Genomic DNA, 14,831 nt, shown 5'->3' on the forward strand with positions numbered 1-14,831 from the left:
TGCCCCCTCCCCCGCCCTGGCGGGTGTTCGACGGCGCCCCCCTGGCGCCACCGCCGTCGAGCCCGGACGGCGCGGCCGGCCGACGGCTCGGTGAGCTGCACCGGGCGGTCAGCTACCAGCCCCGCCCCGACGAGCTGGAGCTGGTCAACGCCGCCCTCTACCTGCGGCGCCCGCTGTTGATCACCGGAAAGCCGGGGGTGGGCAAGTCGACCCTGGCGTACGCGGTGGCGCACGAGCTGGCCCTCGGCCCGGTGCTGCGCTGGCCGATCACCAGCCGGTCCACCCTCGCCGAGGGGCTCTACAGCTACGACGCGATCGGCCGGCTCCAGGAGGCGAGCCTGCACCATCAGCTCGGCACTCCGGGGGACCTGCCGATCGGCCGCTACCTGCACCTGGGGCCGCTCGGCACGGCCCTGCTGCCGTACGAGCACCCCCGGGTGCTGCTGATCGACGAGATCGACAAGAGCGACGTGGACCTGCCGAACGACCTGCTCAACATCTTCGAGGACGGCGAGTACCGCGTCCCGGAGCTGCAACGGATCGCCGCCAGCCAGCCGCAGGTCGACCTGCCGGTCGAGGGCAGCGCGGACCAGGTGGCGGTGCACCAGGGCGTGGTGCGCTGCCACGCGTTCCCGCTCGTGATCATGACCAGCAACGGCGAGCGCGAGTTCTCCCCCGCGTTCCACCGCCGGTGCCTGCGGCTGGACCTGGGCCAGCCGGACGCCGAGCAGCTCGCCGCGATCGTCGCCGCGCACTTCGGAACCGAGCCGACGGCCGAGACGGCCGACCTGGTCGAGCTGTTCCTGTCCCGGCGGGAGCGCGGCACCCTCGCCACCGACCAGCTCCTCAACGCCATCTACCTCACCGTCCAGGCGCCCGACGGGGGGCGGCCGGACCGGGAGCGGCTCGCGGACCTGGTGCTGCGGCAGTTGGACGCGGGGCCGGACAGCTGATGAGCACGGTCCGGCTGGTGGGTGCGCTGCGCGGTCTCGACGTGCAGCCGCGGGAGCTCGCGGACGCCCTCTGGCTGGCCCGGTTCCTGCCCGGCGGCGGTCCGCCGGCCGAAGCGGGAACGTCTCCGACGCCGGCCGACCCGGCGGACGCCGACCCGGCCGAACCGGCGGACCCGACGCCCGAGGGGGCGGAACCCAACCGGCTTTCCACGCCCCGGAGGCCCCGGACAAGGCCCCGGCCCACCCCGACGCGGGTGGAGGGCAGCGACGCGCCCGACCCGGTGCGTTGGGTACGCCTGCACGTGCCCCGGCCGGCCGGACGGCCGGCGGGAAGCGGCGACGCGGGCCTGCCGGTCCGCGCCCCGGCGCCCCCCGCCCTGGACACCCGGGCGTTGGCCCGGAGCCTGCGTCCGCTGCGCCGCCGGGTGCCCGACCCGAACACGCTCGCCCTCGACGAGGAGGCCACCGCGGCGCGGGTCGTCGAGCAGGGACTGTGGGTGCCGGTCCTGCGCCCGACGTCCCAGCCGTGGTTCGACCTGACCCTCGCCGTGGACGGCGGGGCGTCGATGGCCGTCTGGCGTCCGCTGGTGGCCGACCTGGAGTCGGCGCTGACCCGGCTGAGGGCCTTCCGTCACGTCCGGCGGGTGCGGCTGCCGTCCGGGGCCGAGCGGCGGCTCACCGTGGGCCCGACCGACGGGCCGGGCGCGCCCGGCCACTCGACGCGGGAACTGCTCGACCCACGGGGACGCCAGCTCATCCTCGTGGTCAGCGACTGCGCCGGGCCGGAGTGGCACGACGGCTCGATGTTCCACACCCTGCAGACCTGGGCCCGGCACGAGACCGTGGCGATCCTGCAACCGCTGCCGCAGCGGATGTGGCGGCGCAGCGGCCTGGTGCCGGTGCGCGGCCGGCTCACCGCGACCGGGGGCGACAGCGCCAACCGCCACCTCCGGTTCGTACCCCGGCAGTGGCGGCCCGGCGCGGGCCTGCGCGGGATCGTCCCGGTGCCGGTGCTGCAGATCCAGCCGGACTGGCTGGCCGGCTGGGCGCGGCTCACCGGCACCGGCGACGGCACGATCGACGCGGTGGTCACGCTGCCGCCGCACCCCGGGCCGCCGGCCCCCGTCGAGCCGGTCGGCGGTTCCCCACAGGACGAGGCGGCCCGGCGGCTGAGCCGGTTCCTGGCCACCGCCAGCCCGGAGGCGCTGCGGCTGGCCACCCAGCTCGCGGACCTTCCGGTGACACTGCCGATCATGCGCCTGGTGCAGCAGGCGTCGGCGGCGCCGGCCCACCCCGCGCACCTGGCGGAGGTGCTCCTCGGTGGGCTGCTCGTCCGGCAGCCCGATCCGGCGGGAGACCTGCGGTTCGATTTCCATCAGGGCATCCGGCCGATGCTGCGGGACCTGCTGCTGCACACCGACCTGCTGCGCCTACGGCACGAGATCGCCCGGTTCCTGGCCCGCCAGATGGGGATCAGCATGCGGGAGTTCGCGGCGGCGCTGAGCGCTCCGGCCGGGGTCGCCGGCGACGCGGGGCTCGGCCAGTCCTTCGGCCGCCTCCCGGCCACGGTGCTGACCCGGCTCGGCGGTCGACACCGGGAGCTGATCGAGTTCGTCGAGCAGCGGGAGCCGGACCCGGGCCCGCCGTCCCCGGTCAACGGCCACCACCCGGTCCGCCGGGTGACGGTGGAGCCGGGCCCTCTGGTGACGGCGGAGCCGGGCCCGTCCGTCGTCGGCCCGTCCGTGGACGAGCAGGACCTCGACGGGCTCGACGCGACCATCCGGGGGTTGCGACAGGCGACGGCCGCCGGCCCGGACCGCACCGACCTGACCGGCCTCGCCCGCGCGCTGCGGGCCCGGTTCCAGCTCACCGGGGACGTCACCGACCTGGTCGAGGCGGCTTCCATCCTGGAGCAGGTGCGACGGTGGGCCGACGGCGGCACGGAGCCGGACGACCCTGACGCGGTGCTCGACCTCGCCGAGGTCCGGTTGTCGCTGTGCACCGAGCGCGGCGCCACGGCCGACCTGAACGCCGCCGTGGCCCTGTTCCGCAGCGCCCTCGCCGCGCCCGACGGCCCCCGCTCCGGGCGGTGGCGCGGCACCGTCGGGCTGGCCCGCGCGCTGGTGGTCCGGGCCGACCGGCTCGGCACGGTGGCGGACCTCGACGAGGCGGTCGAGCTCTACCTCGCGGCGGCCAGGGCGGCCCCCGAGGCGGGCGGGGACGACCTGCGGCTGCGGGCTGTCGACGCGCTGCTGCGCCGGTACGCGCTGACCGGAGACCGAACCGCGCTGACCAGGGCGGACGCGGTGAGCGGCGACGTGGCGGACACGCCGGGGCGGCACAGTCGCCGGGTACGCCTGGCGGACCTGCTGCGCCGCGCCGCCCGGGAGACCGGCGAGCCGGACCTGCTGCGCCGCGCCGCAGCCCTCTACGCCGAGGCCACCGAGCGTTCCGGGCCGGACGGCGACGCCCGGGTCCTGCACGGCCTCGCCGAGGCGCGTGGCGAGCTGTCCGTCGCCACCGGTGACCCCGCCGAGCTGGACGCGGCGGTGGCGACGGCACGGGCCGCCGTGGCGGCCGGCGGCCGGGACGACGTGACGCACGCCGAGTGCCTGGCCACCCTCGGCCGGCTGCTGCGGCTGCGCGTCGACCGGGACGGCCGGGACCGCGACCGCGACGCGCTGGTCGACGCCGCCCGCCGGCTGCTCGACGCGGTGCCCGGCTTCCACCCGGACCGGCACCACCACCTCGCCGCGCTGGGCGACGCCCTGCGACTGCGGTACGACGCGGCCGGTGACGCGGGCGACATCCAGGAGGCGTGCGCCCGGTACGAGGAGGCCGTGCGGACGTCACCGGCCTCGGGCGCTGAGCTCGGCCGGCGGCTGGCCGGCCTCGGCGACGCGCTGCGGGCGCGGGCCGACCGGTTCGGCTCCCGGGCCGACCTGGACGCCGCCCGACAGGCCCTCGCCCGGGCGGTCGACGTGACGCCCGCCGACGACCCCCGGCTGGCCGACCGGGTCCGCCTGCTGGCGGAGGCGCTGCTCGCGCTGCGTGAGCGGTCCGCCGCGGTGGCGTGCTACCGCCGGGCGGTGGAGTTGCACGGCCGCCGCCACGGCCCGGACGGTGCCCCCACCGTCGAGGTGCGGGTCGCCTTCGGCCGGGCGCTGCTGGCGGCGGAGCGGTTCACCGAGGCCCGGGAGGAGTTGCGGGCGGTGGCCGACATCCTCGCCCAGCGGCTCGGCCCCGGGCACCGCCGGGCCCTCGCCGCCCGGTCCGCGGCGGCCGAGGCGCTGGCCGGTCTCGGCGATCTCGGCGGGGCCCGCCGGGAGCTGCGGGACGTGCTGGCCGGGCAGGTCCGTTCGCTCGGCGCGGACGACGCGGACCCGGCGGCCACCCGGCGGCTGCTGGACCGACTGGCCGGGGACGGTTAGCCGGCCGGGGACGGCCACGGGCCCGCCACCCGCGCCTGGGCGGGCCGCCACGGACCGGCGGGACGTCCGCCCCGCCCTCGCGCCGCCACCCGCGTCCAGGCAGCCCGCCGACTGCCGCAGCTCGCACGGGCCCTTCGACCGAGCACCCGCGAGTTATCCTCGGCCTTTGGGATCGACGTTCATAGCTGGGTCGCTCGTCGGAGCGCGGCCTGCGGCACTTGGCGGAGGGATGGCCGAGCGCATGAGGGAAGCCGAGTTCGGGTCCGCACCGACGATCCTCCCGGAGGAGATGCTCGACGAGCTGGCGGAGAGCGGCACCGACGTGCTCCGACACGTGATCCGGCGGGTCCGGGCCGAGGCGAGCGCCGGGGGGCGGGTCGTGGCCCGGTTCAACAACCAGAACGGCGGCGTGCCCACCACACCGTACCGGGGCCGGGACGACCCGGCCGGGCCCGGGGCGGACGAGGAGGGCCGGTGACCGGCGCCGGCCCTCCGGCGGCCCCGGTGCCGTTCCAGGAGTTCGTGCTGAAGGTGCACAGCCGGTGCAACCTGGCCTGCGACTACTGCTACGTCTACGAGATGGCCGACCAGAGCTGGGCCCGCCGGCCCCGGGTGATGAGCGCCGAGGTGGTGCGGCGGGCCGGGGAGCGAATCGCCGAGCACCTGCGCGACCACGGGGTCGCCGAGGCCAGCGTCGTCCTGCACGGCGGCGAGCCGCTGCTCGCCGGTGCCCGCCGGCTGGAACACGTGGTGACCGAGCTGCGCCGGCTCGCCGGGCCGGGGACCGCGCTGTCCTTCGTGGTGCAGACCAACGGGACCCTGCTCGACCGGGACATGCTGGAGACGTTCCGGCGACACGACGTGCGGGTCGGGGTGAGCCTCGACGGCGACCGGTCCGCGACCGATCGGCACCGCCGCCGGCGCGACGGCGGCAGCAGCCACCCGGCCACCGTCCGCGCCCTGGAGCTGCTGTCCGGGCCGCGCTACCGGCCGCTCTTCGCCGGCCTGCTGGCCACCGTGGACCTCCGCACCGACCCGGTCCGCGCCTACGAGGCGCTGCTGGAGTTCGACCCGCCGGTGGTCGACTTCCTGCTGCCGCACGGCACCTGGACCGACCCGCCGCCGGGTCGGCCGGCCGACCCGGCCCTGACGCCGTACGCCGACTGGCTGATCGCGATCTTCGAGCGCTGGTACGCGGCGCCGCGCCGGGAGACCGGCGTGCGAATGCTGGAGGAGATCTTGGTGCTGCTGCTCGGCGGGGCGAGCCGGGTCGAGTCCGTCGGGCTGTCCCCGGCGGCGTTCGTGGTGGTGGAGACCGACGGCGAGATCGAGCTGGTGGACACGCTGAAGGCGGCCTACCCGGGGGCCGCGGCGACCGGGCTGACCGTGCACTCCGACCGGTTCGACGCGGCGCTGGCCCACCCTGCGGTGCGGGCCGGCCAGGGCGGCGCGGCCGGGCTGCCCGAGGCGTGCCGGGCCTGCCCGGTGCACCGGATCTGTGGGGGCGGCCTGTACCCGCACCGGTTCCGCGCCGGGCGCGGCTTCGACAACCCGTCGGTGTACTGCGCTGATCTGTACCGCCTGATCGATCACCTGGCCCGGCGGGTCGCCGGGGTGCCCGGACCGCCAGCGCCGGCCGCGCCATCGGGCCGGGCACCGGCCGGCGGTCGGCCCGCCCGGACGGCGGAGCGGACGGCACCCGACCCGGCCGCGCCCTGACCCCGTCGGCCGGTGTCGGGTTCCCGATAGGACGGACGGAGGGTGATGTGGAGGGTGCGGAAGGCTATCCTCGTAGCTCGGTCGGGCCGCGCCGAACGGGCCTCGGAAGTCCGGCGGCCTGGACCAGGGAGGCTCGATGAGTGCTCAGCGCAGCGCCGCCGAAGGCCGGCCGCGGATCGTCCTGGCCCACGCCGGGGCCGACCGGCTGTGGGCGGAGTGGCTCTGCGAGCAGCTCGAACAGGGCGGGGCCGGCACCGAGCCACGACAGCTTGATCCCCGGCCCGCCGACGACCTCGCCGCGCTGCTGCGGGACGCGGCCGGAGACGCCACCGGGCTGCTGCTGGTGCTGAGCGACACGCTGCTGCGCGCCGGGGCGCGCACGGTCGCCGAGTGGGCGGAGGCGGTGTCCGCCCTGCGGGCCGAGCGGGGGGTCGCGTTCCGCCCGGTGGCGGCCGGGCTGCGCCGGCCGACGTTCCTCGCCAGCGGCGAGTGCCCGGTGCTCGGCGTGCTGGACGAGGCCGACGCCCGCGCCGAGGTCCTCGCCCTGTTCGGGCTGGACGCCCCGGCCCCCCGCCGGTCGTCAGCCGCGCCCTGGCCGCTGCACCAGCCCCGGTACTGGCGCCAGCCCTTCCCGCCCCGCAATCCGAACTTCACCGGCCGGGAGGAGGCGCTGCGGGAGCTGCGGGAACTGCTCACCGGGGACGTGACGGCGGTGGTGCCGACCGCGGTGCTGGGCCCGGCCGGGGTCGGCAAGACCCAGCTCGCGGTCGAGTACGCGTACCGCTTCGCGGCCTGCTACGACCTGGTCTGGTACGTGCGCAGCGAGCAGCTCTCCACGGTCCGGGCCGACCTGGCCGGGCTGGCCGCCTCGATCGGCCTGCGGATCAGCGACGACCTGGGGGTGACCGCCGACACGGTGCTGGAGGCGCTGCGCCGGGGCGAGCCGGTCCGCGACTGGCTGTTGGTCTTCGACAACGCACCCGCCCCGCACGAGCTGGCCCGGCTGCTGCCCAACGGCCGGGCGCCGCGGGGGCGGTGCCACGTGCTGGTGACCTCGCGGGGCGAGGACTGGCGGTCCCGCGCCGACGTGCTGGAGTTGGACGTCTACCGACGGGTGGAGAGCCTCGACTTCCTGCGTCGGCGGGCACCCCGGCTGACCGAGGACGACGCCTTCCAGCTGGCCGACCGGTTCGGCGACCTGCCGCTCGCCCTCGACGCCAGCGCCGGGTACCTGTCGACCTCGCACCTGCCCGTGCGGGACTACCTGGTCGAGAGCGAGCAACGGATGACCGCGCTGCTCAACCAGGCCCAGGTCTCGTCGTACGAGCGGCAGGTCGTGATGGCCTGGGTGCTGCCGATGAACCGGCTCCGGGAGCGCCGGCTGTCCGCCGCCCAACTGCTGCGGCTGTGCGCGTTCCTGGGGCCGGACCCGGTGCCGATGTCCCTGCTGCTCGGCCCGCCCGACGGCAGCCGGCCGGCGGTCGAGCTGCCCACCCCGCTCGGCGAGGAGATCGGGGACACCATGTCCCGGGCGGGCATCTTCCACGAGATCGGCGCGTACGGGCTGGCCCGGATCGGCGAGCGCGACGGCCGGGAGACCGTCCAGCTGCACCGGGTCTTCCAGCAGTTCCTCCGGGAACAGCTCACCGATGCCGAGCGCCACACGTATGCCGGAACGGCCCGACGGCTGCTCGCCGCCGCCGACCCGGGCGAGCCGGAACAGATCGTCCACCACCCCTGGTACGCCGACCTGCTGGTGCACGCCGAGGCCGCCGACGTGGCCACCGACGTGGACGACCCGGCGGTCCGCGGCCTGGTGATCAACCTGTGCCGGTACCTCTTCGCCCGGGGCGAGTACACCGCGTGCCAACGACTGGGCATCCGGGCCCGGGCGGCCTGGGTGAAGGTGATCGCCCGGAGCCACCCGGACGTGGTGGCCCTGAGCGTCACGCTGGCCAACGCGCTGCGCAGCCGGGGCGAGTACGAGCAGGCCCGGTCGCTGGATGCGGCGAACCTGGCCCGGGCCCGCGCCGACCTCGGCGAGGGGCACCCGGAGACGCTCGGCGCGGCGAACGGCCTGGCGGCGGACCTGCGCCGGCTCGGCGACTGGAAGGCGGCGTACGAGCTGGACCGCCGGGCCCACGAGCGCGGGCTGCTGGCGCTGGGCCCCGACCATCCGCGCACCCTGCTCACCGCGCACAACTACGCGGTGTCCCGGCGGATGATGGGCGAGTTCCGGGCCGCACTCGCCCTCGACGAGGACGTGCTGCGCCGGTACCGGATCCGGTTCGGCGGCGAGGAGAACCGGTCGACGCTGTTCTCCGCCAACAACGTCGCCCGGGACCTGCGCGAGTGTGGGGAGTACGCCCGGGCGTGGCAACTCCAGGAGGAGGTCCACCGGCGCTACGGGGTCCTCTTCGGCCCTGACCATCCGGACTCGCTGCAGGCGATGAAGAACCTCGCGGTCACCCGCCGCAAGGCCGGGCGCTACCTCGACGCGTACCAGTTGGCCAGCGGCTGCCTGGCCCAGCACCGGCACCGGTTCGGGCCGGACTACGCCGAGTCGCTGGCCGCCGCCAGCAACCTGGCCAACGACCTGCGGTGCCTCGGCGAGACCCCCGGGGCCCGGGCCCGCGCCGAGGACGCGCTGGAGCGCCTGCGCGACACGGCCGGCGAGGAGCATCCGTACACGCTGTGCGCCGCCGTGAACCTCGCGATCTGCCTGCGGCTGACCGGCGAGCCGGAGGGGGCGCGCAGGCTCAACGAGCGCACCCGGGCCGGGCTGTCGGCTGCGCTCGCCCCGGACCACCCGTACACCCTTGCCTGCGGCACCAACCTCGCCAGCGACCTGCGGGCCCTCGGTGAGGTGCGGGCGGCGCGGCAGCTCGGCGAGGAGTTGCTGGAACGCCTGCGCGCGGTCCGGGGCGCGGCGCACCCCTACACCCTGGCCTGCGCTTCGAACCTGAGCGGCGACCGGCGCGCCGACGAGGACCACGAGGGCGCCCGCGAGCTGCTGCGGGACACCATGGCGAGCTACGAGCGCACCCTCGGCGGGGACCACCCGGAGGCCGAGGCCGCGGCGGCTCGCACCCGGCTGGACTGCGACGTGGAGCTTCCGCCGGCCTGAGCCACCCCGCTCAGCCCACCCGGTCGACGGGCCCGGGCCTCGGCGGCCGGGAACGCGTCGAGGGGCGGCCGGGGGTGCCGGCCGCCCCTCGCAGGCGGTGGGTCAGTAGGCGCGGGCCAGGATGGCGACCAGGTCGGGCTCGTCCTCGGAGTCCGGGACCGAGCCGTCGGCGCGCAGCAGGCAGCGCACGGTGACGCCCTGGCCGTTCGCCTCGGCCTCGCCGGCCACACCGACCGCCGACCACGGCACCCGGGCCCAGCCGGTGGCCGCGGCCTCGATCGCCTCGGCGAGCGTGGCGACCTCGACGGTTCGGGACTCGCGGTGCGCGAGGGCCTGGTCGTGCAGCGCCCGCTGGTCGGTCTCCAGGGCGGCCAGCACCGCGCCGACCACCTCGGCCAACGGGGTGGGCGACTTCGAGCCGTCCGTACGACGGACCACGACCGCGTTGCCGGCGGCCAGGTCGCGGGGGCCGACCTCGACGCGTACCGGATAGCCGCGCAGCTCGGCGTCGACGGCCCGGCGGCCGAACGGGGTGTCGGTGCGGTCGTCGAGCGCGACCCGGACCCCGGCGTCGCGTAGCGCGTCGAGCAGCTTGGCCGCCGCCTCACCGACGCCCTCGCCGGCCTTCACCACCATCACGTACGCCTGGACCGGCGCCAGCCTCGGCGGCACCCGCAGCCCGTTGTCGTCGCCGTGGGCCATGATCAGGCCGCCCAGCATCCGCGTGGAGGTGCCCCAGGAGGTCGTCCAGGCGTGCTCCCGGCCGCCCTCGGCGGAGGAGTAGCTGATGTCGAACGCCTTGGCGAAGTTCTGCCCCAGCTCGTGGCTGGTGCCGAGCTGGAGGGCCTTGCCGTCGCCCATCATGCCCTCGCACGTGAACGTGGCGGTGGCCCCGGCGAAGCGCTCACGGGTGGTCTTCAGGCCCACCACCACGGGGATGGCGAGCACGTTGACCATCAGGTCCTCGTACGCCTCGTGCAGGATCTTCCGGGCGTACGCCTGGGCATCGGAGCGGGTCGCGTGGGCGGTGTGCCCCTCCTGCCAGAGGAACTCGCTGGTGCGCAGGAAGATCCGGGGGCGCAGCTCCCAGCGGACCACGTTCGCCCACTGGTTGAGCAGCAGCGGCAGGTCCCGGTACGAGTCGATCCACTTGGCCATGAACTCGCCGATCACCGTCTCGCTGGTGGGGCGCACCACCACCGGCTCGGCGAGCTGCTTGCCACCGCCGTGGGTGACCACCGCCAGCTCCGGCGAGAAGCCCTCGACGTGCTCGGCCTCGCGCTTGAGGTAGCTCTCCGGGATGAACAGCGGGAAGTACGCGTTCTCCGCGCCGGCCGCCTTGATCCGGGCGTCCATCTCGGCCTGCATCCGCTCCCAGATGGCGTAGCCGGCCGGTCGGATGACCATGGTCCCTCGGACCGGGCCGTTGTCGGCCAGCTTCGCCTTGGCGATCAGGTCCTGGTACCAGCGGGGAAAGTCCTCCGCTCGGGGAGTGAGCACGCGTGCCATGACCGCACATCCTATGCGGCCCGCGCCGGACGGTCGCCATCGGGCGCGACATGCCGCTACCGGACCGCCCGATGGACGGCGGTCATGGGCACGCCGCGTGCCGCTACCGGACCACCCGCCGGGCGGCGGTCCCGGCGGGTCAGGCAGCCCCGGCCGTAGACTTCGACCACCATGGGTGAGTTCAGGGACGCCGCCCGGCAGCGACTGCGGAACAGCATCGTCGACGCCGCCCGGGCGCAGACCGTGGCCGGCGGCTGGGACGGCGTGCGGATGGGCGAGGTGGCCGGCGCTGCCGGGGTGAGCCGGCAGACGGTCTACAACGAGTTCGGCAGCAAGGCGGGGCTGGCCGAGGCCCTCGCCCGGCATGAGGTGGACCGGTTCGTCACCGACGTGCGGGCCAACCTGGACGCGCACGGCGACGACATCCCGGCCGGGGCGTACGCGGCGATCTCGCACACCCTCGCCGCGGCGGCGGACAACCCACTGCTCAAGGCGATCCTGACCAGCGCCCGGGGCGGCTCGGACGAGCTGCTGCCGTACCTGACCACCCGCGCCGAACTGGTACTCACCGAGGCGACCGGAGCGCTGCTGGACTGGGCCACCGTCCGCCTCCCGGCGGCCGACCCGGCCGCCCTGGCGTTCGCCGCCGACACCATCGTCCGCCTGGTGGTCAGCCACATCGTGCTCCCCCGCTCCCCGGTCGACCGAACCGCCCGGACCCTGACCGACCTGACCCTCACCCTCTTCGGAGGGGCCGGCCGCGGAGGATGACTCGGGTGGGGGTGCGAACCACCGACAGGTCGCGGCGGGGATCCGTCGGGTAGACCGTGAGGTCCGCGAGGCCGCCCTCGACCAGGCCCGGGAAGCCCAGCCACTCCCGCGCCTTCCAGGAGGCGGCGGCCAGGACGTCCACCGCCGACATGCCGGCCCGCTCGTGCAGCAGCATCATCTCCTCGGCGGCCAGCCCGTGGTCGATGCCGCCGCCCGCGTCGGTGCCGACGTAGATGGGCACCCCCGCCTCGTACGCGGACCGGACCACCTCGGGGAACCGGTCGCGCAGGGCGAGCATGTGGTCGGCGTACCCGGGGAACTTCGAGCGGGCCTGCTCGGCGATCCCGCCGAACGTCGCGATGTTGATCATCGTAGGGACGAGGGCGGTGCCCTGCCGGGCCATCAGGTCGATCAGGTCGAGGCTGAGCCCGGTGCCGTGCTCGACCGAGTCCACCCCGGCCCGCACCATGATCTCGACGGCGGACTCGGAGAAGGTGTGCACCGCCGCCCGCACCCCGGCGGCGTGCGCGGCGGCCACGGCGGCGGTCATCGTGTCGGCGTCCCAGGCGGGGGCGAGGTCGCCGACCCCCCGGTCGATCCAGTCGCCGACCAGCTTGACCCAGCCGTTGCCGGCGGCGGCCTGGGCGGCGACGGTGGCGGCCACCTCCGCCGCGTCGACCTCCACGCCGATGTCGCGCAGGTAGCGCTTCGGCGGGGCGACGTGCCGGCCCGCGCGGGCCAGTCGCGGCAGCTCCGGGTCGTCGTCGAGCTCGGGGTACGGGTACGGCGAGCCGGCGTCCCGGATCGCGAGGACCCCGGCGTCCCGGTCGACGCGGGCCAGCGCGCGGGCCTGGTCCAGGGAGGTGACCGGGGCACCGCCCCGGGCGATGCCGAGGTGACAGTGGGCGTCGGTCAGCCCGGGCAGGATGAAGCCGCCGTCGACGACCGTCTCCGCCCCGGGCACCGGATCGAAGGTGACCCGGTCGCCGACCAGCCAGAGATCCCGGACCTTGTCGTCGGGGAGCAGCACACCGCGCACATGCAGAGCCATGCACACAGTCCTACCCGATCACTCCCCGTCGGTGGCGAGCAGCCCGTTCCGGCGGGTGGTGAGCGCCGGCAGGTCGACGGAGACCTTCCACGGCAGCTCGGTGACGAACAGATCCTCGGTGTGGGTGACCTGCGCGTACTCGCGGCCCGCGCCGAGCGCGTACTCGGTCAGCGTGACGCGCTCGGGGAGCGGGTCCACCACCCAGTAGGACCGCACCCCGGCGTGCGCGTAGACCTTCGCCTTGTCGTACATGTCGCGGAAGGTGGAGGTCGGCGAGACGACCTCCACCGCGAGCAGGGCGTCCTCGACCGGCAGCGGACTGCGGTCGGCGTTGCCCCGGCGGACCGCGACGACGTCCGGCCGGGGCTCGTTGCGGCGGTCGACCCGCATCGACAGGTCGATGCCGACCTGGTACTCCGTGGGGCAGTTGGTCTCGATGGCGAGCAGGATCCGGACGCACATGTCCTGGTGCAGCAGAGTGGGCGACGGCACGATCAACCTTCCGTTGATCAGTTCGTACGGAAGGTCCTTCGGCAGGTCGCCGAGGTCGTCGACCGTCCACTCGTGCCGTTCGGGCAGGATCGGGGCTGCGGTCATGACATCTCCTCCCAAGGGGCTACATCACCCTAGGCGGTCACCACGTCGCCCACCGTCACCGACACGCGTCAGCGGGGGTGGTTGTCGCCGCCCTTGCCGAGCTTGTTGAAGTCGATCTTCGGAAGCTTGAAGCCGGGCGGGAGGCCCTGCCCGCCGGCCAGGTCGTTCGGGTCCAGACCCGGCGGGAGCTGCGGCATCCCACCCGGGAAGCCGCCCGGCATACCGGTGCCGACCCCGGTGCGCGGCCGGTTGCCGCCCTTGGTGCCCTTGCGCTTGTTCTTCGGCGACTTGGTCGCCTTGCGCCGGCCGCCGCCGGGCAGGCCCATCATGCCGCCCATCTGCTTCATCATCTTCTGCGCGTCGGTGAAGCGGTTGAGCAGCTGGTTGACGTCCATCACCGTGACGCCCGAGCCGCCCGCGATCCGGGCCCGACGGGAGCCGTTGATGATCTTCGGGTTGGTGCGCTCGGCCGGGGTCATCGACCGGATGATCGCGGTGACGCGGTCGAAGTGCTTGTCGTCCAGCTCCGCGAGTTGGTCCTTCATCTGCCCCATGCCCGGCATCATGGCCAGCACGTTGGCGATCGGGCCCATCCGGCGGACCGCGATGAGCTGGTCGAGGAAGTCCTCCAGGGTGAACTGCTCGCCGCCCATCAGCTTGGCGGTCATCTTCTCCTTCTGATCGGAGTCGAAGGCCTGTTCGGCCTGCTCGATCAGAGTGAGGACGTCGCCCATGCCGAGGATCCGGCTGGCCATCCGGTCGGGGTGGAAGACGTCGAAGTCCTCCAGCTTCTCGCCGGTGGAGGCGAACAGGATCGGCTGCCCGGTCACCTCGCGGACCGAGAGCGCGGCGCCACCCCGGGCGTCGCCGTCGAGCTTGGAGAGCACGACGCCGGTGATGCCGACGCCGTCGCGGAACGCCTCGGCGGTGCGTACGGCGTCCTGACCGACCATCGCGTCGATGACGAAGATGACCTCGTCCGGGTTGACCGCGTCGCGAATGTCGGCGGCCTGCCGCATCATCTCGGTGTCGATGCCGAGCCGGCCGGCGGTGTCGACGATGACGACGTCCCGGGCGGCCCGCTTCGCGTGCTCGATCGAGGCGCGCGCGACCTGCACGGGGTCACCGGTGCCGTTGCCGGGCTCCGGGGCGTACACCTCGACGCCGGCGCGGCCACCGAGCACCTGGAGCTGCCCGACGGCGTTGGGGCGCTGGAGGTCGGCGGCGACCAGCAGCGGCTGGTGGCCCTGGGCCTTGAGCCAGCGGGCCAGCTTGCCGGCCAGGGTGGTCTTGCCGGAACCCTGGAGGCCCGCCAGCATGATCACGGTCGGCGGCTGCTTGGCGAACTGGAGCCGCCGCCCCTCGCCGCCGAGGACGTTGATCAGCTCCTCGTTGACGATCTTGACAATCATCTGCGCCGGGTTCAGCGCCTGGGAGACCTCCGCGCCGCGCGCCCGCTCCTTGACGTTCGCGATGAAGCCCTTGACCACCGGCAGGGCGACGTCGGCCTCCAGCAGCGCCATGCGAATCTCGCGCGCGGTGGCGTCGATGTCGGCGTCGGTGAGCCGACCCTTGCCGCGGAGCTTGGTGAAGATCCCGGAGAGGCGGTCACTCAAGGTGTCAAACACGCGAACATCCCGTTTGTCAGTGTTCCGGCGGGCACAACGCGGCCG

The 14,831-nt window shown here is 75.0% G+C and carries 10 protein-coding genes; 6 read left to right on the forward strand and 4 right to left on the reverse strand.

The window, feature by feature from the left end:
- Nucleotides 1-23: 23 nt before the first annotated feature.
- From ACFYZF_RS06140 to fxsT, 5 genes are all read left to right on the forward strand, one after another.
- Nucleotides 24-953 (forward strand): AAA family ATPase, encoded by a 930-nt coding sequence (locus ACFYZF_RS06140; protein WP_387016510.1) that lies wholly within the window; start codon nt 24-26, stop codon nt 951-953.
- Complete coding sequence (locus tag ACFYZF_RS06145) at nt 953-4,384, forward strand: SAV_2336 N-terminal domain-related protein (RefSeq protein WP_387016512.1); 3,432 nt, start codon at nt 953-955, stop codon at nt 4,382-4,384. Before ACFYZF_RS06140 ends, ACFYZF_RS06145 begins: the two co-directional genes overlap by 1 nt.
- Before the next feature lie 241 nt (nt 4,385-4,625).
- Nucleotides 4,626-4,862, forward strand: a complete 237-nt coding sequence (locus tag ACFYZF_RS06150) for a hypothetical protein (protein ID WP_387016514.1) — start codon at nt 4,626-4,628, stop codon at nt 4,860-4,862.
- Nucleotides 4,859-6,103 carry an FxsB family cyclophane-forming radical SAM/SPASM peptide maturase gene (locus tag ACFYZF_RS06155; protein ID WP_387016516.1) on the forward strand — a complete coding sequence of 415 codons (1,245 nt, stop codon included), beginning with the start codon at nt 4,859-4,861 and terminating at the stop codon, nt 6,101-6,103. The genes ACFYZF_RS06150 and ACFYZF_RS06155 overlap by 4 nt, the downstream gene beginning before the upstream one ends.
- A gap of 136 nt (nt 6,104-6,239) precedes the next feature.
- Complete coding sequence (gene fxsT, locus ACFYZF_RS06160) at nt 6,240-9,230, forward strand: FxSxx-COOH system tetratricopeptide repeat protein (protein WP_387016518.1); 2,991 nt, start codon at nt 6,240-6,242, stop codon at nt 9,228-9,230.
- A 102-nt stretch (nt 9,231-9,332) separates the two neighbouring features.
- Here the strand turns inward: fxsT and proS are convergent, their stop codons facing one another.
- Nucleotides 9,333-10,739 carry a proline--tRNA ligase gene (proS, locus tag ACFYZF_RS06165; protein ID WP_387016519.1) on the reverse strand — a complete coding sequence of 469 codons (1,407 nt, stop codon included), beginning with the start codon at nt 10,737-10,739 and terminating at the stop codon, nt 9,333-9,335.
- A 171-nt stretch (nt 10,740-10,910) separates the two neighbouring features.
- Between proS and ACFYZF_RS06170 the strand changes: the two genes are divergently transcribed.
- Complete coding sequence (locus tag ACFYZF_RS06170; RefSeq protein WP_387016521.1) at nt 10,911-11,510, forward strand: TetR family transcriptional regulator; 600 nt, start codon at nt 10,911-10,913, stop codon at nt 11,508-11,510.
- Here the strand turns inward: ACFYZF_RS06170 and ACFYZF_RS06175 are convergent.
- From ACFYZF_RS06175 to ffh, 3 genes are all read right to left on the reverse strand, one after another.
- Nucleotides 11,476-12,561: an amidohydrolase family protein gene (locus tag ACFYZF_RS06175; RefSeq protein ID WP_387016523.1), complete on the reverse strand. Its 1,086-nt coding sequence runs from the start codon at nt 12,559-12,561 to the stop codon at nt 11,476-11,478. The two genes, ACFYZF_RS06170 and ACFYZF_RS06175, sit on opposite strands and share 35 nt — an antisense overlap.
- 18 nt (nt 12,562-12,579) lie before the next feature.
- Nucleotides 12,580-13,158 (reverse strand): Uma2 family endonuclease, encoded by a 579-nt coding sequence (locus ACFYZF_RS06180; RefSeq protein WP_387016525.1) that lies wholly within the window; start codon nt 13,156-13,158, stop codon nt 12,580-12,582.
- A 68-nt stretch (nt 13,159-13,226) separates the two neighbouring features.
- Nucleotides 13,227-14,786, reverse strand: coding sequence for a signal recognition particle protein (gene ffh / locus ACFYZF_RS06185; RefSeq protein ID WP_387016527.1), 1,560 nt, complete (start codon nt 14,784-14,786; stop codon nt 13,227-13,229).
- Nucleotides 14,787-14,831 lie beyond the last annotated feature (45 nt).

The organism is Micromonospora sp. NPDC001898, assembly GCF_042891255.1.
GTDB lineage: Bacteria > Actinomycetota > Actinomycetes > Mycobacteriales > Micromonosporaceae > Micromonospora.

Bases quoted from the DNA above. Each gene is read 5' to 3' on its own strand.
- ACFYZF_RS06145 (WP_387016512.1), top strand. From the start codon at position 953: ATGAGCACGGTCCGGCTGGTGGGTGCGCTGCGCGGTCTCGACGTGCAG.
- ACFYZF_RS06150 (WP_387016514.1), top strand. From the start codon at position 4,626: ATGAGGGAAGCCGAGTTCGGGTCCGCACCGACGATCCTCCCGGAGGAG.
- fxsT (WP_387016518.1), top strand. From the start codon at position 6,240: ATGAGTGCTCAGCGCAGCGCCGCCGAAGGCCGGCCGCGGATCGTCCTG.
- proS (WP_387016519.1), bottom strand. From the start codon at position 10,739: ATGGCACGCGTGCTCACTCCCCGAGCGGAGGACTTTCCCCGCTGGTAC.
- ACFYZF_RS06170 (WP_387016521.1), top strand. From the start codon at position 10,911: ATGGGTGAGTTCAGGGACGCCGCCCGGCAGCGACTGCGGAACAGCATC.
- ACFYZF_RS06175 (WP_387016523.1), bottom strand. From the start codon at position 12,561: ATGGCTCTGCATGTGCGCGGTGTGCTGCTCCCCGACGACAAGGTCCGG.
- ACFYZF_RS06180 (WP_387016525.1), bottom strand. From the start codon at position 13,158: ATGACCGCAGCCCCGATCCTGCCCGAACGGCACGAGTGGACGGTCGAC.